Source organism: Streptomyces sp. NPDC001153 (genome assembly GCF_053598315.1).
This window is the reverse complement of record NZ_JBSFJZ010000022.1, coordinates 22655-45887: the sequence shown is the minus strand read 5'-3', so window position 1 is coordinate 45887 and position 23233 is coordinate 22655. Positions and strand designations below refer to the sequence as shown.

At 69.8% G+C, this 23233-nt stretch carries 22 protein-coding genes; 11 read left to right on the top strand and 11 right to left on the bottom strand.

From position 1 onward, the window contains the following. Complete coding sequence (locus ACWDEN_RS24690; protein WP_228623656.1) at positions 1-633, bottom strand: AIM24 family protein; 633 nt, start codon at positions 631-633, stop codon at positions 1-3. Positions 634-792: 159 nt separating this feature from the next. Here ACWDEN_RS24690 and ACWDEN_RS24685 point away from each other — a divergent pair, with 159 nt between their 5' ends. The 6 genes from ACWDEN_RS24685 (at position 793) to ACWDEN_RS24660 (ending at position 5068) form a co-directional block, all read left to right on the top strand. Next, on the top strand, positions 793-1143 hold the full coding sequence (locus ACWDEN_RS24685; protein ID WP_351611932.1) for a DUF3817 domain-containing protein: 351 nt from the start codon (positions 793-795) through the stop codon (positions 1141-1143). Beyond that, positions 1140-1436: an MTH1187 family thiamine-binding protein gene (locus ACWDEN_RS24680; RefSeq protein WP_351611935.1), complete on the top strand. Its 297-nt coding sequence runs from the start codon at positions 1140-1142 to the stop codon at positions 1434-1436. The genes ACWDEN_RS24685 and ACWDEN_RS24680 overlap by 4 nt, the downstream gene beginning before the upstream one ends. A gap of 99 nt (positions 1437-1535) precedes the next feature. Beyond that, a complete protein-coding gene (locus ACWDEN_RS24675) occupies positions 1536-2288 on the top strand; it encodes a hypothetical protein (protein WP_351611938.1) in 753 nt (250 codons plus the stop codon). Positions 2289-2372: 84 nt separating this feature from the next. After that, positions 2373-2882, top strand: a complete 510-nt coding sequence (locus ACWDEN_RS24670; RefSeq protein ID WP_351250160.1) for a MarR family winged helix-turn-helix transcriptional regulator — start codon at positions 2373-2375, stop codon at positions 2880-2882. Positions 2883-2950: 68 nt separating this feature from the next. Further along, positions 2951-3289 (top strand): DUF3817 domain-containing protein, encoded by a 339-nt coding sequence (locus ACWDEN_RS24665; protein ID WP_351611941.1) that lies wholly within the window; start codon positions 2951-2953, stop codon positions 3287-3289. Between the two features lie 78 nt (positions 3290-3367). Beyond that, positions 3368-5068, top strand: coding sequence for an acyl-CoA mutase large subunit family protein (locus ACWDEN_RS24660; protein WP_351611944.1), 1701 nt, complete (start codon positions 3368-3370; stop codon positions 5066-5068). Between the two features lie 6 nt (positions 5069-5074). Here ACWDEN_RS24660 and ACWDEN_RS24655 read toward each other — a convergent pair whose 3' ends face one another. Then, positions 5075-5692, bottom strand: coding sequence for a TetR/AcrR family transcriptional regulator (locus ACWDEN_RS24655; RefSeq protein ID WP_351611946.1), 618 nt, complete (start codon positions 5690-5692; stop codon positions 5075-5077). Between the two features lie 233 nt (positions 5693-5925). Between ACWDEN_RS24655 and ACWDEN_RS24650 the strand changes: the two genes are divergently transcribed. The 4 genes from ACWDEN_RS24650 (at position 5926) to ACWDEN_RS24635 (ending at position 10175) form a co-directional block, all read left to right on the top strand. After that, positions 5926-6894, top strand: a complete 969-nt coding sequence (locus ACWDEN_RS24650; protein ID WP_351611948.1) for a tetratricopeptide repeat protein — start codon at positions 5926-5928, stop codon at positions 6892-6894. Positions 6895-7517: 623 nt separating this feature from the next. After that, entirely contained in the window at positions 7518-8150 is a 633-nt protein-coding gene (locus tag ACWDEN_RS24645) for a DUF6230 family protein (protein WP_351216130.1), read from the top strand. A 116-nt stretch (positions 8151-8266) separates the two neighbouring features. Then, complete coding sequence (locus tag ACWDEN_RS24640; protein ID WP_450860152.1) at positions 8267-8821, top strand: DUF6114 domain-containing protein; 555 nt, start codon at positions 8267-8269, stop codon at positions 8819-8821. Further along, positions 8811-10175: a hypothetical protein gene (locus tag ACWDEN_RS24635; RefSeq protein WP_450860151.1), complete on the top strand. Its 1365-nt coding sequence runs from the start codon at positions 8811-8813 to the stop codon at positions 10173-10175. The genes ACWDEN_RS24640 and ACWDEN_RS24635 overlap by 11 nt, the downstream gene beginning before the upstream one ends. Before the next feature lie 98 nt (positions 10176-10273). Here the strand turns inward: ACWDEN_RS24635 and pyk are convergent, their stop codons facing one another. From pyk to pta, 3 genes are all read right to left on the bottom strand, one after another. Further along, complete coding sequence (gene pyk / locus ACWDEN_RS24630; protein ID WP_351611957.1) at positions 10274-11704, bottom strand: pyruvate kinase; 1431 nt, start codon at positions 11702-11704, stop codon at positions 10274-10276. An 87-nt stretch (positions 11705-11791) separates the two neighbouring features. Beyond that, positions 11792-13012: an acetate kinase gene (locus ACWDEN_RS24625; RefSeq protein WP_450860150.1), complete on the bottom strand. Its 1221-nt coding sequence runs from the start codon at positions 13010-13012 to the stop codon at positions 11792-11794. A 22-nt stretch (positions 13013-13034) separates the two neighbouring features. Continuing rightward, positions 13035-15110, bottom strand: coding sequence for a phosphate acetyltransferase (gene pta / locus ACWDEN_RS24620; RefSeq protein ID WP_351611963.1), 2076 nt, complete (start codon positions 15108-15110; stop codon positions 13035-13037). Positions 15111-15302: 192 nt separating this feature from the next. Here pta and ACWDEN_RS24615 point away from each other — a divergent pair, with 192 nt between their 5' ends. Then, positions 15303-16328 (top strand): ATP-dependent 6-phosphofructokinase, encoded by a 1026-nt coding sequence (locus ACWDEN_RS24615; RefSeq protein WP_351611966.1) that lies wholly within the window; start codon positions 15303-15305, stop codon positions 16326-16328. Here the strand turns inward: ACWDEN_RS24615 and ACWDEN_RS24610 are convergent. The 6 genes from ACWDEN_RS24610 to ACWDEN_RS24585 form a co-directional block, all read right to left on the bottom strand. After that, entirely contained in the window at positions 16325-17035 is a 711-nt protein-coding gene (locus tag ACWDEN_RS24610; RefSeq protein ID WP_450860149.1) for an XRE family transcriptional regulator, read from the bottom strand. The two genes, ACWDEN_RS24615 and ACWDEN_RS24610, sit on opposite strands and share 4 nt — an antisense overlap. Positions 17036-17154: 119 nt before the next feature. Beyond that, positions 17155-17982: a carbohydrate ABC transporter permease gene (locus tag ACWDEN_RS24605; protein WP_351611971.1), complete on the bottom strand. Its 828-nt coding sequence runs from the start codon at positions 17980-17982 to the stop codon at positions 17155-17157. A 7-nt stretch (positions 17983-17989) separates the two neighbouring features. Continuing rightward, positions 17990-18853 (bottom strand): carbohydrate ABC transporter permease, encoded by an 864-nt coding sequence (locus tag ACWDEN_RS24600; RefSeq protein WP_351611973.1) that lies wholly within the window; start codon positions 18851-18853, stop codon positions 17990-17992. Beyond that, positions 18850-20223, bottom strand: coding sequence for an extracellular solute-binding protein (locus ACWDEN_RS24595; protein WP_351611976.1), 1374 nt, complete (start codon positions 20221-20223; stop codon positions 18850-18852). Before ACWDEN_RS24595 ends, ACWDEN_RS24600 begins: the two co-directional genes overlap by 4 nt. A gap of 67 nt (positions 20224-20290) precedes the next feature. After that, entirely contained in the window at positions 20291-22279 is a 1989-nt protein-coding gene (locus ACWDEN_RS24590; RefSeq protein WP_450860189.1) for a tetratricopeptide repeat protein, read from the bottom strand. 91 nt (positions 22280-22370) lie between these two features. Then, a complete protein-coding gene (locus ACWDEN_RS24585; protein WP_450860148.1) occupies positions 22371-23213 on the bottom strand; it encodes a 5'-methylthioadenosine/S-adenosylhomocysteine nucleosidase family protein in 843 nt (280 codons plus the stop codon). Between the last annotated feature and the right edge of the window lie 20 nt (positions 23214-23233).

The window sequence follows — 23233 nt, the reverse complement described above, 5'->3', positions numbered from 1 at the left end:
CTACAGATCCCCCGCGATCGTGTTCCGCTCGCTCGGCTGCACGTACACCAGTCCGTCGCCCTCGAAGCGGATCTGGAAGGCCTCGCCGCCGCCCTCCCCGAAGAACGTGCGGAACGTCACGCCGGACTGGAAGGACTGCCGGACATTGCCCTGGTGGGCGATGTAGGCACCCGGATCGACGATCAGCGGGTACTGCGGGCTGACCCGGAGCACGACCGCCGGCCCGTCGGACATGATCGCCGCCTGTCCGTGCCCCTCGACGGTCGTCGTGAACAGGCCGTTGCCCTGCGAGGCGCCGCGCAGCCCGGTGAACGTCGTGCCCGTGCGCAGGCCCGCGTCCGTCACGAGCAGGTTGCTCGACTCCACGTACAGCTTGTCGCCCTGGAGGCTCACGAGGTTGATCTCGGTCGCCCGGTCCGCGAACCAGCAGGTGCCGTGCCCCTTCACCTCCATCACCGTCATCTGCTCGCCGGTGAGCCGCCGGGTCACCATCCCGCGCAGCCCCTCGCCCCCACCCGTGAGCTTCTTGAAACTCATCTGCCCGTCGTACGCGACCATCGAGCCGTTCTTCGCCTTCACGGCGTCCCCGGTCATGTCGACGGCGAGCACCTTGCTGCCTTGCAGTCGGAACATCGCCACGCAGCGAAAGTAGCGGCGCCGCGGGTGGACGGAACAGAGCCCGTGGGTGGACACGCACCCTGAGCGGACCCCTAGGGCCGTCGTTTGCCACAATGGGGGACGCTTGTGCCTCCGTTCACAAACTGTGGACGTCTCTCCCACCGAAGGTGACCAGTGGACCTCAAGACAGCCTCCGCCATCCGCCGCCTCCGCCTCATCTCCGTGCCGGAGGGCATTTCCTGGATCGTTCTCGCGACCTGCACGGTCATCAAGTACACGGTCGACTCCGGAGTGAACGTCGCCCCGGTGCTGGGCCCGATCCACGGCGTGCTGTTCATCCTCTACGTGATCTTCTGGGCCGACGCCTGGAACCGCACCAAGTGGAACAAGGGCAAGGCAGCCCTCTACTTCGCCTACTCGATCATCCCGTTCGGCGGCTTCATCATCGAGCGTGCGCTGCGCCGCGAGGCCGAGGACGCCGTCATCGCGGCCCGCGCCCGCAAGGAAGGAGTCGTGAACGCATGATCGTCGCCTTCTCCGTGACACCCCTCGGCGTCGGCGAGGACGTGGGGGAGTACGTCGCCGAGGCCGTCCGCGTCGTCCGTGAGTCGGGGCTGCCCAACCGCACCGACGCCATGTTCACGTCCATCGAGGGCGAGTCGTGGGACGAGGTCATGGACGTCGTCAAGCGTGCCGTCGCCGCCGTGGAGAAGCGCGCCCCACGCGTGTCGCTCGTCCTCAAGGCCGACATCCGCCCCGGCGTGACCGACGGGCTCACCTCCAAGGTCGAGACCGTCGAACGGCACCTGGCGGGGTAGTCGGCCCCCTTTTGAGCGGTCGTCGGCGGAGGTGTACGTTCCCCTCCTGATCATCCGAGCGATCGCTCGACTTCACCCGTTCTGGCCTGGGGGAACACCATGCGTCTCTACAGAGAGACACACATACGCGCCGATCTCGACGAACTGTGGGCGCGCACCCAGGACCCCGTCACGCGCCTGCGCTGGGACCTCCGCTTCACGTCGATCGACCCCCTGCCGGCCGTGGAGGGCGAGCCGCGGCGCTTCACCTGCACCTGGCGCGTGCTGCCGCTCCTCACCGTTCCCGGCACCGGGGTCGCCGCCGGCGAGAAGGACCGCCCCGACGGCACGCGCGTGTGCGCCCTGCGCTTCTCCTCCTCGCACCCGCTCTCCCCGGTCGCCGAGGCGAGCGCCTACTGGCGTTACATGCCCGACGCGCAGGGCGTGCGCCTGCTCACCGGGTACGAGTACCGCGCCCGCGGGGGCGCCTTCGGGACGGTCGCGGACCGCCTGGTGCTCCGGCCGCTGACCGGCTGGGCGACGGGGTGGTCCTTCGACCGGCTCCGGCTCTGGCTGGAGCGTGGGATCACCCCCGAGCGTGCCCTGGTCAACTGGATCGTCGAGCTGGCGGTCCGCGCGGTCGTCCTCACGGTGTGCCTGACCGGACTGGGGCTGCAGTCGCTGCTGCGGCTCTTCGGGACCTTCGCCGACACCGTGGCGTATCTGTGCCCGCTGCTCCTGGTGGTCGCCGGGTCCCTCGCGGTCTTCAAGGCGCCGCTGGCGGGGACACCCGCCGCCCGGCGGTGTCTGCGCGCGCCGGTCACCCAGGCACGCGCGCCCCGGGTGCTGCGCCGGCTCGAGGCGTATGGATGAGGGTGCGGGCGACCGGGAACGAGAGGCGACCGAAACCCGAGACGGGGCTGCCCGGAATATGACCGGCCGGTAGGGTCTGATGACGTGCCGAAGCCACTCAGCCTCCCGTTCGACCCCATCGCCCGCGCCGACGAGCTCTGGAAGCAGCGCTGGGGAAACGTGCCGTCCATGGCCGCGATCACCTCGATCATGCGGGCCCAGCAGATCCTGCTCGCCGAGGTGGACGCGGTGGTCAAGCCGTACGGACTGACGTTCGCGCGGTACGAGGCACTGGTGCTGCTCACCTTCTCCAAGGCCGGCGAGCTGCCCATGTCCAAGATCGGCGAGCGCCTGATGGTGCATCCCACCTCCGTGACGAACACCGTCGACCGGCTGGTGAGGTCCGGGCTGGTCGCCAAGCGTCCCAATCCCAACGACGGCCGCGGCACCCTCGCCGTCATCACCGACAAGGGCCGCGAGGTGGTCGACGCGGCCACCCGCGACCTGATGGCGATGGACTTCGGGCTCGGCGTGTACGACGCGGAGGAGTGCGCGGAGATCTTCGCGATGCTCCGCCCGCTGCGCATCGCGGCACACGACTTCGACGAGGACTGAGCCCGGGGACCGGGCCGGGGACCGACCCCGGACAAGATCTCCCGGAACGGGTGGCTACGCTCGACTCCATGAAGAAGAGCGTGCTGACCCGCTACCGCGTCATGGCCTACACCACCGGTGTCCTGCTGGTGCTGCTGTGCCTGAGCATGATCGCGAAGTACGGGCTGGACATCAGCGGTGCCGCCGACGTCACCAGGGTCGTCGCCATCGCCCACGGCTGGCTGTACGTCGTCTATCTCGTCGTCGCCTTCGACCTGGGGTCCAAGACGAAGATGCCGATCGGCAAGCAGCTGTGGGTGCTGCTCGCGGGGACGATCCCGACGGCCGCCTTCTTCGTCGAGCGGCGGATCAGCCGCGAGCTGGAGGCCACGGTGGCCGACCAGGCCCCGGCCGTCGCCAAGGTGTAACGCGTCTCACCGCCGTACGGACACCGTGCGGCGGTCAGCCATCGACATTTACTAGGACGTCCAAGTAAATTCGATGGTATGGACGCTCACGCCATCGAGGAGGGCCGCCGGCGCTGGCAGGCCCGCTACGACGCAGCGCGCAAGCGCGACGCAGACTTCACCACGCTCTCCGGCGATCCCGTGGAGCCGGTGTACGGGCCCCGACCGGGCGACACGTACGAGGGATTCGAGCGGATCGGCTGGCCCGGGGAGTACCCCTTCACGCGCGGGCTCCATCCGACCGGCTACCGCGGGCGTACCTGGACGATCCGGCAGTTCGCCGGGTTCGGCAACGCCGAGCAGACCAACGAGCGCTACAAGATGATCCTGGCCGCCGGTGGCGGCGGCCTGTCCGTCGCCTTCGACATGCCGACGCTCATGGGCCGCGACTCCGACGACCCCCGCTCGCTCGGCGAGGTCGGGCACTGCGGGGTCGCCATCGACTCGGCCGCCGACATGGAGGTCCTGTTCAAGGACATCCCGCTGGGCGATGTGACGACGTCGATGACCATCAGCGGCCCGGCCGTGCCCGTCTTCTGCATGTACCTGGTCGCCGCGGAGCGGCAGGGCGTGGACCCGTCGGTGCTCAACGGCACGCTCCAGACCGACATCTTCAAGGAGTACATCGCGCAGAAGGAGTGGCTCTTCCAGCCCGAGCCGCATCTGCGTCTGATCGGCGACCTCATGGAGTACTGCGCGGCCGGTATTCCCGCCTACAAGCCGCTGTCCGTGTCCGGCTACCACATCCGTGAGGCCGGGGCCACGGCCGCGCAGGAGCTGGCGTACACCCTGGCCGACGGCTTCGGGTACGTCGAACTGGGGCTCAGCCGCGGCCTGGACGTGGACGTCTTCGCGCCCGGCCTGTCCTTCTTCTTCGACGCGCACGTCGACTTCTTCGAGGAGATCGCCAAGTTCCGTGCGGCGCGCCGGATCTGGGCGCGCTGGATGCGGGACGTGTACGGCGCGAAGAGCGACAAGGCGCAGTGGCTGCGGTTCCACACCCAGACCGCCGGTGTGTCGCTGACGGCCCAGCAGCCGTACAACAACGTCGTCCGTACGGCCGTGGAGGCGCTGGCGGCCGTTCTCGGTGGCACCAACTCCCTGCACACCAACGCGCTGGACGAGACCCTCGCGCTGCCCAGCGAGCAGGCCGCGGAGATCGCGCTGCGCACCCAGCAGGTGCTGATGGAGGAGACCGGGGTCGCCAACGTGGCGGATCCGCTGGGCGGTTCCTGGTACGTCGAGCAGCTGACGGACCGGATCGAGGCCGACGCGGAGAAGATCTTCGAGCAGATCAAGGAGCGGGGCCTGAGGGCCCATCCGGACGGGCGGCACCCGATCGGGCCGGTCACCTCCGGGATCCTGCGCGGGATCGAGGACGGCTGGTTCACCGGGGAGATCGCCGAGTCCGCCTTCCGCTACCAGCAGGCCCTGGAGAAGGGCGACAAGAAGGTCGTCGGCGTCAATGTCCACACCGGGTCCGTCACCGGGGATCTGGAGATCCTGCGGGTCAGCCACGAGGTGGAGCGGGAGCAGGTGCGGGTGCTCGCCGACCGGAAGGCCGGGCGCGACGAGGCCGCGGTGCGGTCCGCGCTGGACGCGATGCTGGGCGCGGCCCGGGACGGGTCCAACATGATCGAGCCGATGCTGGACGCGGTGCGCGCGGAGGCCACCCTGGGGGAGATCTGCGGGGTGCTGCGGGACGAGTGGGGGGTGTACACCGAGCCGGCGGGCTTCTGAGCGGGCTCAGGCGGACGAGGTCAGGCCCAGGAGCAGCACGCGCGTGAAGTCGCGCACCCACCCCTCGTCCGCCGGTTTGCCGCTCACCAGGGTGCGGTGGACCACCGCGCCCGCCACCATGTCGAAAATGAGGTCGACCGTGCGGGCGGCTTCCTCCGGGCCGGGCTCGGGCGGGAGTTCGCCACGTGCCTGAGCCCGTGCCCGGCCCGCCAGGACCAGCCGCTTCTGGCGTTCCACGACCGATGCGCGGATGCGCTCGCGCAGCGCGTCGTCCCGGGTGGACTCGGCGACCACCGCCATCAGGCCGCTCTTGGCCTCCGGACGGGCCAGGATGGCCGCGAACTGCAGGACCACGCCCTCGATGTCGGCGGCCAGGCTGCCGCGGTCGGGCAGCTCCAGCTCGTCGAAGAGTTCCGCCACCGCGTCGCACACCAGCTCGGGCTTGCCGGCCCAGCGGCGGTACAGCGTCGTCTTCGCGACTCCGGCCCGCGTCGCCACGTCTCCCAGGGTGAGCTTGGACCAGCCCAGCTCCACCAGCGCCTCCCGGGTCGCGGCCAGGATCGCGGTGTCCGCGGCGGCGTTGCGGGGGCGCCCCGTGCGGCTGGCGGGAGTGCGGCTCTGCATCCCTTGACCATAACCGGCGGGATCTGTGCGGTCGTGAGGGAGATCACCGGCGGGTGGTGTCGCGCGGGGTCCGCATGGCATTACGCTACGAGTCGTAGCGAAAGCTCGTGAGGGCTCGTGACGGACGTACACGAGGCGTGCGCGGGCGGTGCCCACGGGGGCGTGGGGTGGGGACCCGGCGCCCACTGCACACGGTTTTTCATTTCGACGCGGTAACGGGGGAGGATAGACGCATGCAGCCACGGAACATGTCCATGAGCGGCGTCGTCGACCTCGCCGCGGTGAAGGCGGCCCAGGAGGCCAAGGCCAAGGCCGAGCAGACGCGCGCCGAGGTCGCCCGGCAGGGTGGTACGGGTGCCGTCGCCCCGGCCGATCTCGTCATCGACGTCGATGAGGCGGGCTTCGAGAGGGACGTCCTCCAGCGGTCCGCCGAAGTGCCCGTAGTGATCGACTTCTGGGCCGAGTGGTGTCAGCCCTGCAAGCAGCTGAGCCCGGTCCTGGAGCGGCTGGCCGTCGAGTACGACGGGCGCATCCTCCTCGCGAAGATCGACGTCGACGCCAACCAGATGCTGATGCAGCAGTTCGGGGTGCAGGGCATCCCGGCCGTGTTCGCCGTCGTGGCGGGACAGGCGCTGCCGCTGTTCCAGGGGGCGGCCGGCGAGCAGCAGATCCGGCAGACGCTGGACCAGCTGGTGCAGGTCGCCGAGCAGCGGTTCGGCATCACCGGCCTGACCGTCGATGCGGACGCGCAGCCCGGCGGTGCGGCCGTACAGGAGCAGGTGGGGCCGCACGAGGTGGCGCTGAACGCCGCCGCCGAGGCGCTGGACGCGGGCGACCTGGGCGGCGCCATCCAGGCCTACACGAACGTGCTGGCCGACGACCCGGCCCACCCCGAGGCCAAACTGGGGCTCGCGCAGGCCGAGTTGCTGCAGCGGGTGCAGGGCTTCGACCCGCAGAAGGTCCGCCGGGAGGCCGCCGAGAAGCCGAAGGACGTCGACGCGCAGATCGCCGCCGCCGATCTGGACCTGGTGGGCGGGCATGTCGAGGACGCCTTCGGGCGGCTGATCGAGACCGTGCAGCGCACGGTCGGTGACGACCGGGACACGGTACGCCGACGGCTGCTGGAGCTGTTCGAGGTCGTGGGGCCCGAGGACCCGCGGGTGGTGGGCGCCCGAAGGGCCCTCGCCCGGGCCTTGTTCTGACCAGTCGCTAAACGCCACGGCTTGTGATGCCGGGGTGAAAGGTTTGCCGACGAGTCGTCACGGTGACAGTGCTTTACCAAATCTTGGTAATCGCACCGTCTGTTACTCGGAGTAAGTCGAGGCCGTTGATCTGTCTGGTTTCGTCCAGAGATCAACGGCTTTGCTTTGCCCTTGGATGCCACCCAGCGTCGCGCTCCGAGATCGGTCGGTCGTCCTCCGGTTATCCGGCCGTTACTAGCCAGTAACGAACCCCCTTGTGCCCGGGCCGAGAATGCACCACGATCGGCGACGCTCGGTCCATTCCCGCACCCCGGCAGCCGGTCGGGTCACGGGAGAATCTGGGTCCCCACCGAGCAGAGCCGGCGGCAGTGGCGCCGGCTCTTGGGCAGGGGGGTCTTCGCCCACCCGGCGAAGCCTGTCCAGCAAGGTTGTGCGTGATGCGTGTCAGGCGCGACCAGTGGTTGTCGCTCGGGGGTGATCGCCGGTGATTCGGGCGCGGTTCGCGCCACCGAGCGCGGGCGCTCTCCTTCCCGAGGACGTAGCACTTCTCCCATCCCTGCCTGGCCGAGCCGCCGACGGTGGCGAGTCCGGGCCAGGAGATGTACGTCCGAGAAGGAGGAAATATGGAGTCCCAGGTGCGTGGCGGGACCAGATGGAAGCGGTTCGCTGTGGTCATGGTGCCCAGCGTGGCCGCCACGGCGTGCATAGGTGTCGCCCTCGCGCAGGGCGCTCTCGCCGCGTCGTTCAGTGTGTCGGGTCAGTCGTTCAAGGTGACGGCGGACAAGCTGGTCGGTCAGGGCTTCGAGCAGTACGGAGCGATCGACAGCGGGTACACCCTCAGCGGACAGAAGACGGCGCACCCGGTTGCGGTCTCGGCCTTCAAGTCGGCCACGATCAACAACATGTGCCAGTCCGTCGTCACGCCGGACATCCCGGTGTTCGGCTCGGTGAGCCTGATCCTGAAGGCGGGCGCGGACAAGCCGGTCGAGGCTGACAACCTCTACATCGACGTCTCCGACCTCAACGCCGACGCCACCTTCAACAACATCGACATCGGTGTGGCCGGCAAGGACGCCAGCAAGGGTCCGGGCATGAAGGGCGGCGGCGAGCAGGCCAACCCGTACGGGTTCGCCCAGCAGGCCGACTCGGCCACGCTGACGGACGTGAAGCAGACGGCCTGGGCGACCACGGCCGGAACCTTCAAGCTCAGCGGCTTGCACATGTCGCTGCAGACGGGTACGCACGAGTGCTACTGAGCACGCGTTGATGGGCGGGGGAGCCGGTGGCGCCCCCGCCCGTCCACTCTCCGGCCGTGTTTCACACGCGGCACACATCACCACCACAGCAACGCCGCACCAGGGAGCTGTTTTCCATGAGCGCCGAGACCTCTGCCGCCGCGCCCGGCCAGTTCACCCGCCGGAGGCTGCAGTTCCGCGCCTGGCGGGGCACCCGTCCGTTCTGGGCCGGACTGTTCACCATGCTCGGCGGATTTCTCATCCTGTACTTTCCGTACGCACACCTGCAGCTGGGCCACCTCACGATGACGATGGGGACGCCGGGCGGCTCCAGTTCCCTGATCATCGGCGCGCTGCTCATGGTCCTCGGCATCACCCTCTGGTTCCAGCTGCACACCCGGGTCTTCGCGGGTGTCGCGGCGATTCTGCTGGCGCTGGTGTCCATTCCGCTGTCCAACATCGGCGGCTTCATCGTCGGCTTCCTGTTCTCGCTGATCGGCGGAGCGATGGCCGTGGCCTGGGCGCCGGGCGCTCCGCCGCAGCCGCAGCCGCCGGCCGAGGCGGCCCCGGGCGAGGGCGGTGCCCCGGACACCGCGGAGCCGCCGCTGCAGTACCCGGACGCGGTGGAGTCGAACGACCTGTCAGGAACGAGCCCGGCCAACGGGGCGAACGGGAGGCACAGTGCCGGCTGACGAGGTGACCCGCGGGACCGATGTGGACGGGTCCCGCGCGAGAACCGGGCCCCGCCACGCGGCCCCCAGGAAGCCGCTGTTCACCAGGTTCCACATGCCGGCCGGCAAGGCGATCGCCTCCGTGGCGATGCCGACGGCGGTGCTGATGGGCATGGGCTTCACGTCCACGCTGGCCCTCGCGGCCGGCAACGGCGGCAGCCCGTCCCCGTCGACGACGGCCAAGAGCCTGACGGCGGACGAGTACAAGAACTGCGTCAAGGCGCTGCACGGCTCCAAGGACCCCTCGTCCTCGCCCTCGCCGTCCGCCTCGAAGAGCGCGGCCACGGCCACGCCGTCGCCCTCGGCGAGCACCGGCGCGAAGGACTCGAAGTCCGGCGGCACGGGCACCTCCTCTTCGCCGGATTCAGGTTCCGGCGACCAGGCCACGCCCAAGCCGACCGCGACCTCCGGCTCGTCCGGTTCCGGCTCGGACGCGGGCTCCGGCTCGTCGGGTTCGTCCTCGCCCTCCGGCGGTGCCACGGCCTCGCCCACCCCGTCGGCCTCCAAGAGCAGCGGCGGTCTGCTGGGCACCCTCGGCGACACGCTCGGCGGGATCCTCGGCGGCGGCAGCTCGGACTCGGGCAGCTCCTCCGCGAGCCCCACGCCGTCGGCGAGCGCGTCCTCGGGATCCTCGTCCCCCTCGGGTACGTCGTCGTCCGGGTCCAAGGTCACCGGCACCGTGGGCGGCACCGTCGCCAAGGCCACCAAGACGGTCGGCGACACGGTGAAGAGGACCACCGACACGGTCTCCAAGACGGCCGGGGACGTCACCAAGACGGTCCAGGGCGCGGCCGCGTCGGCCACGCCGAGCCCGTCGGCGAGCTCCTCCGCCTCGGCGCAAAACTGCCCGGCGGCCACGACCGACCAGGGCGGCGTCGACAACAAGGTGCCGGTGGCGGACGACCCCTGGTACCTCAGCGCCAGCTCGCTGCTGCTCAAGGGCGCCGACTACCAGGGCATCGTGGAGGTGAAGACGGCGTCCGGCACCACCAAGAAGGTGCTGAAGTACGTCATCTCCGACGGCACGGACATCGGCGACCTGCACCAGACGGTGAACGACAAGCTCTCCGGCAAGACCTACCACGTGCAGGCGGCCCAGGGCTCGACGTCCACCATCCGGGGCGGCGCCACGACGATGTACACCGAGAGCATCTCGGGCAACCTGTTCGGTCTGATCCCGATGACCTTCACGCCCGACAGCCCGCCCCCGCTGAACCTGCCGCTGATCTACTTCACCAACGTCAAGGTGGTCCAGGCGGCACAGTTCGGCGGCAACCTGCACGTGCCCGGCATGCATGTGTACACGACCGGCTGACCGGTCCTGCAAAGCCCGTTCGGGAGCCGCACACAGCTGAGGGCGCCCCCTGGTCCAGGGGGCGCCCTCAGCGCCGTACAAGGCCCTTGTGGGGCTTGTCAGTTGTTCTGGGTGCCACCGAGGTGGTGGACGCGCAGCATGTTCGTGGTGCCGGGGACGCCGGGGGGCGAGCCGGCGGTGATGATGACCGTGTCGCCCGCGTCGAAGCGGTCCAGCCGGGCGACCTCCTGGTCCACCAGGTCGACCATCTCGTCCGTGGTGTTCACGAACGGCACGACGTGCGGCTCCACGCCCCAGCTGAGGGTGAGCTGGTTGCGGGTGCCCTCGTCCGTGGTGAAGGCGATGATCGGCTGGACCGCGCGGTAGCGGGACAGGCGGCGCGCGGTGTCACCGGACTGGGTGAAGGCGATCAGGCCCCGGCCGCCGAGGAAGTCGGCGATCTCGCAGGCCGCGCGGGCCACCGAACCGCCCTGGGTGCGCGGCTTCTTGCCCGGCACCAGCGGCTGCAGGCCCTTGGAGAGCAGCTCCTGCTCGGCCGCCTGGACGATCTTCGACATGGTCTTGACCGTCTCGACCGGGTACGCGCCCACGCTGGACTCGGCCGACAGCATGACCGCGTCGGCGCCGTCGAGGATCGCGTTGGCCACGTCGGAGGCCTCGGCGCGGGTCGGACGGGAGTTGGTGATCATCGACTCCATCATCTGGGTCGCGACGATCACCGGCTTGGCGTTGCGCCGGCACAGCTCGATCAGGCGCTTCTGCACCATGGGGACCTTCTCGAGCGGGTACTCGACGGCGAGGTCACCGCGGGCGACCATCACACCGTCGAACGCCATCACGACGTCCTCCATGTTCTCCACCGCCTGCGGCTTCTCCACCTTGGCGATGACCGGGACCCGGCGGCCCTCCTCGTCCATGACGCGGTGCACGTCGTGGACGTCCTTGGCGTCCCGCACGAAGGACAGGGCGACCAGGTCGCAGCCCATGCGGAGGGCGAAGCGCAGGTCCTCGACGTCCTTCTCGCTCAGCGCGGGCACGTTGACGGCCGCGCCGGGCAGGTTGATGCCCTTGTGGTCGGAGACGACACCGCCCTCGATGACGATCGTCTTCACCCGGGGGCCCTCGACGTCCAGGACCTTCAGCTCGACGTTGCCGTCGTTGATCAGGATCTGGTCGCCGCGCGAGACGTCGCCCGGCAGTCCCTTGTACGTCGTACCGCAGATGTGCTTGTCGCCGGGCACGTCCTCGATCGTGATGACGAACTCGTCACCGCGCTCGAGCTCGACCGGGCCCTCGGCGAAGGTCTCCAGGCGGATCTTCGGGCCCTGCAGGTCGGCGAGGACGCCGATGGGCCGGCCGGTCTCCTTGGACGCGGCCCGGACGCGGTCGTACCGCGCCTGGTGCTCGGCGTGGGAGCCGTGGCTGAAGTTGAACCGGGCCACATTCATGCCCGCCTCGATCATGGCGACGAGCATCTCGTGGGAGTCGACCGCGGGGCCGAGAGTACAGACGATTTTCGAACGGCGCATGGGGCGATCCTATCGGTTTGTTTCGCTACGGAATATTCCGTCTGGCGGAAGATACAAATGAGTGCCGCACCGCTCAGGTGCTGCTATTCAGTTGTTCTTTCCGACCAGTGCGTAGGTCTGCGTCGCGATCTCCAGTTCTTCATCCGTCGGAACCACGGCGACTGCGACACGCGCACCCTTCGGCGAGATGATCCTGGCCCGGTCCGCTCGCACGGCGTTCAGCTCCGGGTCGACCGCCAGGCCCAGGGACTCCAGGCCCGTGATCGCCGCCTCCCGCACGGGCGCCGCGTTCTCGCCGACCCCCGCCGTGAACGCGACGGCGTCCACCTCCCCGAGCACGGCGTAATAGGCGCCGATGTACTTCTTGAGCCGGTGAATGTAAATGTCGAACGCGAGAGCGGCCGCTTCGTCACCCTCGTCGATCCGGCGGCGGATCTCCCGCATGTCGTTGTCCCCGCACAGACCGAACAGGCCGCTCCTCTTGTTGAGAAGAGTGTCGATCTCGTCCATGGACATTTCGCCAACCCGGGCCAAATGGAAGATGACGGCCGGATCCACATCACCGGAGCGCGTACCCATCACCAGCCCCTCCAAAGGAGTGAGCCCCATGGAGGTGTCCACGCACCGGCCCCCGGCCACCGCGGACGCCGAGGCGCCGTTGCCCAGGTGCAGCACGATGACGTTGACCTCGGACGGGTCCTTGCCCAGCAGCCGCGCGGTCTCCCGGGAGACGTAGGCGTGCGAGGTGCCGTGGAAGCCGTAGCGGCGGATGCGGTGCCGGTCGGCGATCTTCGGGTCGATCGCGTAGCGCGCCGCCGACTCCGGCATCGTCGTGTGGAACGCGGTGTCGAAGACGGCGACCTGGGGCAGGTCGGGGCGCAGCCCCCGGGCGGTGCGGATGCCGGTCAGGTTGGCCGGGTTGTGCAGCGGGGCGACCGGGATCAGCCGCTCGATCTCGCTGAGCACCTCGTCGTCGATGACGGTCGGCTCGGTGAAGAACATGCCGCCGTGCACCACCCGGTGCCCGATCGCGGCCAGCTCCGGCGAGTCCAGGCCCAGGCCGTCCCGGCTCAGCTCCTCGGCGACCGCCTTGAGGGCGGCGTCGTGGTCGGCGATCGGCCCGGTGTGCTCGCGGGTGTCGCCGGTGGTGAGGCAGGTGTGCTTGAACCGGGAGGTCTGCTCGCCGATGCGCTCCACCAGACCGACGGCGAGCCGGCCGGCGTCGCGCATGTCGAGCAGCTGGTACTTCACCGACGAGGAGCCGGAGTTGAGGACGAGGACGCGAGTCGCCGCGCGGGTTGCTGTCACGGTGATTGTGGGCTCTCTGTGGTCAGTTGGCGGGCGTCTGGGCCTGGATCGCCGTGATGGCGACGGTGTTGACGATGTCCTGGACGAGCGCGCCCCGGGACAGGTCGTTGACCGGCTTGCGCAGACCCTGCAGGACCGGTCCGACGGCGATCGCGCCGGCCGAACGCTGCACGGCCTTGTAGGTGTTGTTGCCGGTGTTGAGGTCGGGGAAGATCAGCACACTGGCCTGCCCGGCGACCTCGGAGCCGGGCAGCTTGGTCGCGGCGACGGACGGCTCCACGGCCGCGTCGTACTGGATCGGGCCCTCGATCTTCAGGTCGGGCCGCCGGCTGCGCGCCAGCTCGGTCGCCTCGCGCACCTTCTCGACGTCGGCGCCCGAACCGGAGGTGCCGGTGGAGTACGACAGCATCGCGATCCTCGGCTCCACGCCGAACCGCGCGGCCGTACCGGCGGACTGGATGGCGATGTCCGCGAGCTGCTCGGCGTTCGGGTCCGGGTTGACCGCGCAGTCGCCGTAGACCAGTACCTTGTCGGCGAGGCACATGAAGAAGACGGACGAGACGATCGAGGAGTCCGGCCTCGTCTTGATGATCTCGAAGGCCGGCCGGATGGTGGCCGCCGTGGAGTGCACCGACCCGGAGACCATGCCGTCGGCCAGGCCCTCCTGGACCATCAGGGTGCCGAAGTAGTTGACGTCCGAGACGACGTCGTAGGCCAGCTCGACGGTCACGCCCCTGTGGGCCCGGAGCTGGGCGTACTTCTCGGCGAAGGCGTCGCGCAGCTCGGAGGTGGCCGGGTCGATCAGCTGGGTGTCGCCGAGGTCCACCCCGAGGTCGGCGGCCTTCTTGCGGATCTGGTCCTCAGGCCCGAGCAGGGTGAGGTCGCAGACCCCGCGGCGCAGCAGCACCTCGGCCGCGTGCAGGACCCGCTCCTCGGTGCCCTCCGGCAGCACGACCCGGCGCCTGTCGGAGCGGGCCTGCTCGAGCAGCTTGTGCTCGAACATCATCGGGGTGACCCGGTCGCTGCTGGGGGCGCTCACGCGCGCGGCCAGCTCGGCGGTGTCGGCGTACCGCTCGAACAGGCCCAGCGCCCGCTCCGCCTTGCGCGGGGTGGCCGCGTTCAGCTTGCCCTCCAGGGAGAACAGCCGCTCGGCGGTGGGGAAGCTGTTGCCGGTCACGGAGAGGACCGGGGTGCCGGGGGCGAGGCGGGCGGCGAGGGTGAGGATCTCCTCGCTCGGCACCTCGTTCAGGGTGAGCAGCACGCCGGCTATCGGCGGGGTGCCGGCGCTGTGCGCGGCCAGCGAGCCGACGACCAGGTCGGCGCGGTCGCCCGGGGTCATGACCAGGCAGCCCGGGGTCAGGGCGCCGAGCAGGTTGGGCAGCATGGCGCCGCCGAAGACGAAGCCGAGGACGTCCCGGGCGAGCCCGGAGTCGTCGCCGAGCAGCACCTTGGCGTCGAGGACCTGCGCGATCTGGGAGACGGTCGGCGCGGACAGCGCGGGCTCGTCGGGGACGACGTAACAGGGCACCGGCAGCCGGTTCGCGAGCCGCTCGGCGATCTCGTCGCGGTCCTCGCGGGCCACCCGGTTGGTGACCATCGCCAGCACGTCGCAGCCCAGGCCGTCGTACGCCCGGTAGGCGTTGCGGGTCTCGGCGAGCACGGACTCGGTGGTCTGCCCGCGGCCGCCGACCACCGGGATCACGGAGGCACCGAACTCGTTGGCGAGGCGGGCGTTCAGGGACAGCTCGTCCGGGAGCTGGGTGCCGGCGAAGTCGGTGCCGAGGACAAGGACGACGTCGTAGTCACGCGCGACCAGGTGGAAGCGGTCGACCAGCGCGGAGACCAGCTCGTCGGTGCCCTGCTCGGCCTGGAGTGCGGACGCCTCGTGGTAGTCCATGCCGTAGACCGTCGCCGGGTCCTGCGAGAGGCGGTACCGCGCCCGCAGCAGCTCGAACAGCCGGTCGGGGCCGTCGTGCACGAGCGGACGGAACACGCCCACCCGGTCGACCTGCCGGGTCAGGAGCTCCATGACCCCCAGCTCCACGACCTGGCGGCCGTCACCGCGGTCGATCCCGGTCACGTACACGCTGCGCGTCACGCGTCCACTCCGTTCCTCGTGTTGCAGGACTTGTACGGCGGCATAAAAATCGCCCACCAAGGTGAGCAGAACCCTCTTGACAATACCTCTGTCGCCGGATAAGGCGCCCGTCAAGTGGCTCAGTGCCCCGGCGGACGTGGAACAATCGACTCTGGCTCACCGGCACCGACAGCGAGCAGGAGACACAGCACGATGCGCATCGGAGTTCTCACCGCAGGCGGCGACTGCCCCGGCCTGAACGCCGTGATCCGGTCGGTCGTGCACCGGGCGGTTGCGCAGTACGGCGACGAGGTCATCGGCTTCGAGGACGGCTACCGGGGTCTGCTCGACCGGCACTACCGCAGCCTCGACCTGGACGCGGTCGGCGGCATCCTGGCCCGCGGCGGCACCATCCTCGGCTCCTCCCGGCTGGAGCGTGACCGGCTGCGCGAGGCCTGCGACAAGGCCACCGACATGGTCGAGGAGTTCGGCATCGACGCGCTGATCCCGATCGGCGGCGAGGGCACGCTGACCGCGGCCCGCATGCTGTCCGACGCGGGCCTCCCGGTCGTCGGCGTCCCCAAGACGATCGACAACGACATCTCCTCCACCGACCGCACCTTCGGCTTCGACACCGCCGTCGGCGTCGCCACCGAGGCGATGGACCGGCTGAAGACCACCGCCGAGTCCCACCAGCGCGTGATGGTCGTCGAGGTCATGGGCCGGCACGCCGGCTGGATCGCCCTGGAGTCCGGCATGGCCGCCGGCGCCCACGGCATCTGCCTGCCCGAGCGCCCCTTCGATCCCGCCCACCTGGTCAAGATGGTCGAGGAGCGCTTCGCCCGCGGCAAGAAGTTCGCCGTCATCTGCGTCGCCGAGGGCGCCCACCCCGCCGAGGGCACCATGGACTACGGCAAGGGCGAGATCGACCAGTACGGCCACGAGCGCTTCCAGGGCATCGGCACCGCGCTGGCGTACGAGCTGGAGCGGCGCCTCGGCAAGGAGGCCAAGCCGGTCATCCTCGGCCACGTGCAGCGCGGCGGCGTGCCCACCGCCTACGACCGCGTCCTCGCCACCCGCTTCGGCTGGCACGCCGTCGAGGCCGCGCACCGCGGCGAGTTCGGCAAGATGACCGCACTGCGCGGCACCGACATCGTGATGGTGCCGCTCGCGGAGGCGGTCACCGAGCTGAAGACGGTGCCGAAGGACCGCATGGACGAGGCGGAATCGGTCTTCTAGGCGGACCTGTCGGTCCCCTGGGCGGTCCTGTCGTCCACGCCCTTCCAGAAGTTCTCCACGATCCGGTCGAGGAACTCCCGGCCGGACTCGCTGGCGCTCGTGCTGCCGCCGCCCCAGCTCAGGGTGGCGGCCATGTGCCCCTGGTAGTCCTCGTAGAGCTGCTGCAGCACCCCTTCGAGGACACCCGTGTCCAGGGGCACGAGCTTGCGCACCGGTCGCACATAGGCCTGCCAGCGTGTGGTCACCGCGCTGTGCAGCAGGTCGGCGAGCTTCGCCTGGCGGCCGGTGACGGCGACGAAGTCGGGCAGGGCCAGATCCAGCGCCCGGGCGAGCGCGGCCGACTGCCGCTCGTTGCCCCGCCACTGCCCGCTGTCCTCCATGCGCAGGTAGGTGCGCAGGTCCATGTCGACGGCCCGGGCGAGGTCCTCGGGTGCGACGGCGCGGGAAATGCGATGCTCGCGCAGGGTCTGCGGCCGGCCGAGGAGTTCGCCCGGGGAACACCACAGCACGCCTGCCAGCGCGGTGAGTTCCGGGTGGCTGGGGGCCACGGAGCCGCGTTCCCAGGCGATCACCAGATCGGGTGTCACATAGGGCAGGCCGTACGAGGCCCGCATGCCGTAGGCGACGTGCTCGGGGCCCATACCGAGCGCGGCGCGCAGCCGGCGGGCCGCCGGGGCGTTGAAGGGGGGAGCTGAGGGTTGGCGCACCCAGCACAAGCTAGGGGCGCCGTGACGGCATGGCTACGGTCCGTTCGGACAGGATCACGGATTGTCGGAACGTACAGTTCCGGCCGTTCGGTATGTAACGGACGGACCACCCTTACGCCTCATCCCTTGACCGCCCCGCCCAGTGCGAAACCGCCGCCCAGGCGCCGCGCGACCAGGACGTACAGAAGGATCACCGGCGTCGAGTAGATGACGGAGAACGCGGCGAGCTGGCCGTAGGCCACCATGCCCCGGTTGCCGAAGAAGTCGTTGATGCTGACCGAGGCCGGCATCTGGTCCGGGGTGAGCAGCAGCATGAAGGGGACGAAGAAGTTCCCCCACATCATCACGAACGAGAACACCGTGACGACGGCGAGCCCCGGCCCCATCAGCGGCAGCACGATCCGGACCAGCGACTGCAGCGAGGACGCCCCGTCGGTCCAGGCCGCCTCCTCCAGCTCCCTCGGCACCCCGTCCATGAAGTTCTTCATGATCCAGATGGCGAAGGGGAGTTGGGAGGCGGCGAAGAACAGGATCGTGCCCTGCAGCGTGTCGATCAGGTTCACCCGGACGAACAGCGCGTACACCGGCACCATGATCGCGGTAATCGGCAGGCTCGTCGCGAACAGGATCGACAGCAGGAACGGCCGGTTGAGTCGGGAGCGGAAGCGGGAGAGCGGGTACGCGGCGAGGGCGGCGCATGCGACCGTCAGCGCGGTGGCGCCGCCGCACAGGATCAGGCTGTTGAGCAGCGGGGTGTAGGTGATGTCCGGGGTCAGGATCGCGTCGAAGTTGCCGAAGGTGAACCCGTCCGGGGCCTTCACCCTGAGGTCCGCGTGGGGATCCACGGACGACAGCACCACCCAGGCGAGGGGCAGCGCGAAGGCGACGGCCACGACCAGGAGCGAGACATCGGCGGCGAGCCGCCGCGAGGTGCGCCTGCGGGGCATTCCGTGCTCACACCTCCGTCCGCAGCAGCCGCAGATGGACGACCGAGAAGAGGGACCCGACGAGCAGCAGAAGCAGGGCGACCGCGGTGCCGTACCCGATCATGCTGTTCTGGAAGGCCTGTTCGTACATGAACAGCGGCAGGGTCTGGCTCTTGTTGCCGGGGCCGCCCCGGGTCATCACCCAGATCAGCCCGAAGACGGACAGCGTCTGCAGGGTGTTGAGCATCAGGTTGGTGCCGATGGACCGCCGGATCATCGGCAGGGTGATGTGCCACATCCGCCGCCATCCGCCAGCGCCGTCCACCTCGGCGGCCTCCGTGATCTCGGCGGGTATCTCGTCCAGCGCGGCGGAGTAGACGAGCATCGAGAACGCCGTACCGCGCCAGACGTTGGCGAAGGACACGGCGAGGATCGGCAGCGTGAACAGCCAGTTCTGGCGCGGCAGATGAAGCCAGTCCAGGATGGCGTTCAAGGTCCCCTCCCGCCGGAAGAAGGCGTACAGCAGGAAACCGGCGACGACTTCCGGCAGCACCCAGGCCGTGACGACGACCCCGCCGGTGAGGGTCCGCACGGGCTTGCTGGCCCGCCTCATCAGCGCGGCCAGAGCGAGCCCCAGGGTGTTCTGGCCGACCAGCGAGGACAGCACGGTGAAGACGAGGGTCAGCCATACGGCGTTCAGGAACTCGCTGTCCTGGAAAGCCCGGCGGAAGTTGTCGAACCCGACGAAGGAGGCGTGCGCCTGCCCCGTCAGCTGGAGGTCGGTGAAGGCGATGTAGACGCAGTAGGCGATGGGCCCGGCGAGGAAGAGCAGGATGAGGACGACGGCGGGGGTGAGCGGGAGTGCCCGGTTGAACCGGTGTCGGGGGTTCACCTCTGGACCACTTGGCCGCCGGTGACGTCCTTGAGGGAGGAGTCGTAGCTGGTTGCGGCCTTCTCCGCGGACGTATCACCGGTCGTGACGCTCTCCATCGCCTCCTGGATGGCGGTCGACACCTTCGGGTACGCGGGATAGGCGGGCCGGTAGTGGGTCGTGGCGACGAGATCGGTGAAGAACCTGATGCCGGGCTGGGCGGTGGCGTACGAGGGATCGGCGGCGACGTCCTTCCGCACCGAGATCCCCGAGTTGGCGATGTACCACTTCTTGGCGTTCGCCTCGGTCTGCATCGTCCTGATGAAGTCGAAGGCGAGGTCGGGGTGGCCGGCCTTCGCCGGGATCGCCCAGGTCCAGCCGCCGGACATGCTCACCTTGCCGGGCGCCTGACCGTGCTGGGTGGGCATGTACGCCAGCCCCAACTGCCTGGACCAGTCGGGCCATGCACGCCCGCTGCCCGGGAGCCAGGTCTGCGGCAGCCAGGAGCCGTCCAGGTCGATGCCGAGCTTGCCCTGGGGGAGCAGCTCGCCCACGACGGTGGTGGCGAAGTTGGGATCGAGGGCGTCGGAGACGTCGGGGCCGAGCTTCTCCTTGTAGACGGTCTCGACGAACTTGAGCGAGTCCGTGAATCCCCGGCTCCCGGCGATCCACTTCTTGCTGCCGCTGTCGTACAGGGGATCGGTCCTGCCGTCGCCCGTGCCGTAGAGCAGCATCTCCATGGTCTGCATGGTGGATCGCTCGCCGGCGGGCTTGCCGGTGTAGACGTTGAGCGGGGTGACGCCGGGGACCTTCTGCTTGATGGTGCGGGCGGCGGCGAGGATGTCGTCCCAGTTCCTCGGCTGCCAGTTCAGCGGCAGCCCGGCCCGCTTGAAGATCCGCTTGTCGAACCACAGTCCGCGGGTGTCGGTCCCGTCCGGAACGCCGTACGTCTTCCCGTCCTGGCCCCTCGCGGCCGCCTTCGCGGTGTCGATGAACTGACCCCAGTCGGCCCACTTGGCGAGATACGGATCCAGGGGTTCGAGGTACCCGCTGGTGATGTCGGAGTTGATGAGGAAGGTGTCCTCGTAGACGAGGTCCGGCGCGGTCCTCGGCGACCGCAGCATCTGCTGCAGCTTGGTGTAGTAGTCGGCGTCCGGGGCCTTGATGGGCACGAACTCGACCTTCTTCCCCGGGTACTTCCTCTCGAAGTCCTTCTTGATCCCGGCGAGGTAGGTGTCCATCACCTTCACAGAGTTGTCCGTGGACTGCTTGTAGGACACCTTGAGCGTGTTCGGACCGCTTCCCGAGCCGTTGCCGCACGCGGTGAGGGCGGTGGCGGCGAGGGCGGCGGTGAGGAGGGCGGAGAGGGCGGCGGTGGGGCGCACGGGCATGACCTCCTGAGGGCGCACTGCTGAGTGGCCAGGTGGTTGCCGTGTGAAGGTAAGAGGAGTGGTCTAGTCAGGTCAATGAGTGTGCGCGGGATTGGCAGTCGGCGGCGTCCTTGGGGGCCTTGGCCCGGGTGAACGCTTCGGCCGCCTCCAGATAGCTGGTGCGGGCCTGCTCCCACCGGAGTGCGCGCTGCTGGGCCATGGCCAGGTTCTGCAGCGTCTGCCCGGCGCGGTACCAGTCCTCGATGTCCTTGAGGAGCGCCGCCGCGTCGGCATAGGCCTGCCTGGCGTCGGCCGGCCGCTGTCCCCTCTCCAGCGCGTGGCCCAGGTTGTTGAGGGCCATGCCCTCGCCGTGGAGGTCATGCGCTTCGCGGGACAGGGCGAGGGCGCGGGTGTGCGCGGCGATGGCGTCGTCTCCCCGTCGTGTCGACAGCAGTACGACGCCGAGGTTGTTCCAGCAGGCGGCTTCTCGACGCCGGTCCCCGACGTCCCGGCACAGATCGCGGGCGTGCTCGAGTGCCTCGATCGCCTCGGCCGTACGGTCGCCCTGCTGCAGCGCGATGCCCAAGTTGTTCCACGCGAGCGCCTCGCGGCGACGGTTTCCGATCTCGCTGAAGAGCGCGCGGGCGCGGCCGTGGGCCTCGATCGCCTCCGGTATGCGATCGACCTCTCGGTACGCGTTTCCGAGGCTGTCCCAGGCGGTGCCCTCGCTGTGCGGGTCCGCGGTCTGCCGTGCGGTTTCCAGAGCGATGTGCGAGACATTGATCCATTCGTCGAAATAGCGGCGCAGGTTCAGATAGGCCGACAGGGCCTCGGCCAGCTCCACCGCACGGCGGGCGTGCCGCTGTTCCCGTGCCCACCCGACGGCTTCAACCAGTCCGGTCCGCTCGGCGTCCAGCCATGCCAGTGCCGCCGCTCTGTCGGTGAACCGCTGCGGTTCCGGTTGTCCCGGCAGCCATCGAAGGCGGTCGTCGGCCGCCGTCACACCGGCGTGGAAGAAGCTCAGCAGCCGCGCACGCGCCGCCTCGCCTTCCTCCCGCAGAGCGGGCTCCGCCGCGTCCATGCCGGCGACGAAGGCACGCACAAGGTCGTGGAGCCGCCACCGCGGACCGGAAGCCGACGGAACGCCTGTGACCAGCCCGGCTGCCTCCAGGTCCTCCAGGAGCTTCGTGGCGGTGTCCCGTTCGTTGCCGGTGAGCGCGGCAACCGATTCCCCGCTCACGTCCGCACCGGGGGCGAGGGCGAGCAGCCGCAGGGCGCCGGCCTGCTCGGGCCGCAGACGCCGGTACGACGCCTGCAGAACGGGACGTACGGCCAGCGGGCGAAGATACTGATCCGGGCCTTCGGTGCCGTCGTCCAGGGCGCGGGTCGGATCCACGGCGCCCTTGATCTCGGCCGCCAGGGAGGCGATGTCGCGATGGCGGCGGTGGCACAGCGTCGCAGCGGCGATGTGCAGGGCGAGCGGCAGGTGGCCGCACAGGGCCACGAGTTCACGCAGTGCGACGGGCTCCCGCCCGGGACGGTCGTCCTGTGGGTCGGTGATGTGCAGAGCGTTGGTCACCAGCGCTGCCGACTCGTCCTCGTGCAGCGGCTCCAGGCCTATCGTCCTGAGGCGCAGGGAGCGCGGCCGGTCCCGTGTCGTGATCAGAACCGCGTGGGAACCGGACTTCGGGACGAGGGGCACGAGCTGCAGCGGGGTCGAGGCGTTGTCGAGGACGAGCAGCGTACGGGCCTGGCGCTGGGCCAGGTGCGCCTGGTACCGGCTCAGCAGCAGGGGCGACGACCCGTCCCACTGCTCCGTCATCGGCAGGTCGGCGCCGCGGGCACCGAGCGCGTCGAGGAGCGGGAGAACGGCCTGCTCCGGTGTGAGCGGCGTGTCGTCGTAACCGCGTAGATCGATGAAGTGCGCCCCGCCCGGAAACCAGCCACGCGAGCATGCCTCGTGCGCGGCCTCCAGCGTCAGGGCCGTCTTGCCGATGCCGCCCATGCCGGTGACGGCGACGTGGGCCGGAGGCCGCGAGTTCGTGTCGTCGGGTGTGGGCGCGAGACCTCCGAGTATCGCGTCCAGAACCGCGACCCGGCCGGTGAAGCCGACGGGGCGGGCCGGGAGGGTGGCGTCGGGGTGCGGGAACGGGCCGTGGGCGCCGGCGTCACCGCTCTCCGGTCTGCTTCCCGATGACGCCCGCGTGGAAGACAGCGCCGCGGAAGTCGATGTGGTCGCCGCCGTACCGTCCTTGGGGACCCTCCTCGGAGTCGCCGGAACCGCCGCCCCGCGGCCGGTACTTGCGTAGCACCGCCACGGCCACGTCCGCCGCCTGCGTGGCCGCCCGCTCCTGCGAGCCGCTCCCGTCGGCCGAGGCCTTGCCCGCGTCGGCGTGGTCGCTGATGCCCCGGACGACGAGGGCCTGCCGGCCCTCCAGATGGGCCGCATGCGCCGCTCCCGCGCCCTCCGTCTCGAACGCGGCGGCGTCGTTGTAGTGCTCCCGGACATGCCGGGCGAGCTCGGACCCGGCGTCGGCGAGGACGACGTCCGCCGTGGCGATCGGCTTGAAGTGCGCCCGCACGCCGGGCAGGTCCCGCACCGCGGCACGTGCCGCCGAGAGCAGACTGTGGGAGCCGTACCAGGCCTCGGGGCGGATCAGCAGCCCCTCCGGTGTCTGCTTGCCGCCGTGGATGCCGTACACCTTCGTGCCCACCACTACGTCGCCGAGCCCGATGTCCTCCTTGAGGCCGCCCGCCACACCGACGAACAGGACAGCCTCGGGGCGCAGCCAGCCGATGAGCGACGCGGTGAGCGCGGCGGTGTTCCTGGCGCCCTCGCCCAGCTCGGCGGCGGCCACCTGCCAGGGAGTGCCGGGCAGCTGCCCCACTTCCACGATGGTTCCGTTGTCGGGGTGGGTCCGGCCCTCCCGTTCCTCGATGTGTGCGCGCACGGCGGTGTACTCCAGCGCGAGTGCGGTCAGGACCAGAACAGTGGGCTTCGTCTCCGGCACACCCTTAAGGTAATGCCCGG

Excerpts from the sequence above, each read along its gene's own strand:
- ACWDEN_RS24645 (WP_351216130.1), top strand. The coding sequence starts at position 7,518 with ATGGAGTCCCAGGTGCGTGGCGGGACCAGATGGAAGCGGTTCGCTGTG.
- ACWDEN_RS24690 (WP_228623656.1), bottom strand. The coding sequence starts at position 633 with ATGTTCCGACTGCAAGGCAGCAAGGTGCTCGCCGTCGACATGACCGGG.
- ACWDEN_RS24615 (WP_351611966.1), top strand. The coding sequence starts at position 15,303 with ATGCGCATCGGAGTTCTCACCGCAGGCGGCGACTGCCCCGGCCTGAAC.
- ACWDEN_RS24675 (WP_351611938.1), top strand. The coding sequence starts at position 1,536 with ATGCGTCTCTACAGAGAGACACACATACGCGCCGATCTCGACGAACTG.
- ACWDEN_RS24665 (WP_351611941.1), top strand. The coding sequence starts at position 2,951 with ATGAAGAAGAGCGTGCTGACCCGCTACCGCGTCATGGCCTACACCACC.
- ACWDEN_RS24605 (WP_351611971.1), bottom strand. The coding sequence starts at position 17,982 with ATGCCCCGCAGGCGCACCTCGCGGCGGCTCGCCGCCGATGTCTCGCTC.
- ACWDEN_RS24655 (WP_351611946.1), bottom strand. The coding sequence starts at position 5,692 with ATGCAGAGCCGCACTCCCGCCAGCCGCACGGGGCGCCCCCGCAACGCC.
- ACWDEN_RS24680 (WP_351611935.1), top strand. The coding sequence starts at position 1,140 with ATGATCGTCGCCTTCTCCGTGACACCCCTCGGCGTCGGCGAGGACGTG.
- ACWDEN_RS24595 (WP_351611976.1), bottom strand. The coding sequence starts at position 20,223 with ATGCCCGTGCGCCCCACCGCCGCCCTCTCCGCCCTCCTCACCGCCGCC.
- pyk (WP_351611957.1), bottom strand. The coding sequence starts at position 11,704 with ATGCGCCGTTCGAAAATCGTCTGTACTCTCGGCCCCGCGGTCGACTCC.
- ACWDEN_RS24640 (WP_450860152.1), top strand. The coding sequence starts at position 8,267 with ATGAGCGCCGAGACCTCTGCCGCCGCGCCCGGCCAGTTCACCCGCCGG.
- ACWDEN_RS24650 (WP_351611948.1), top strand. The coding sequence starts at position 5,926 with ATGCAGCCACGGAACATGTCCATGAGCGGCGTCGTCGACCTCGCCGCG.
- ACWDEN_RS24660 (WP_351611944.1), top strand. The coding sequence starts at position 3,368 with ATGGACGCTCACGCCATCGAGGAGGGCCGCCGGCGCTGGCAGGCCCGC.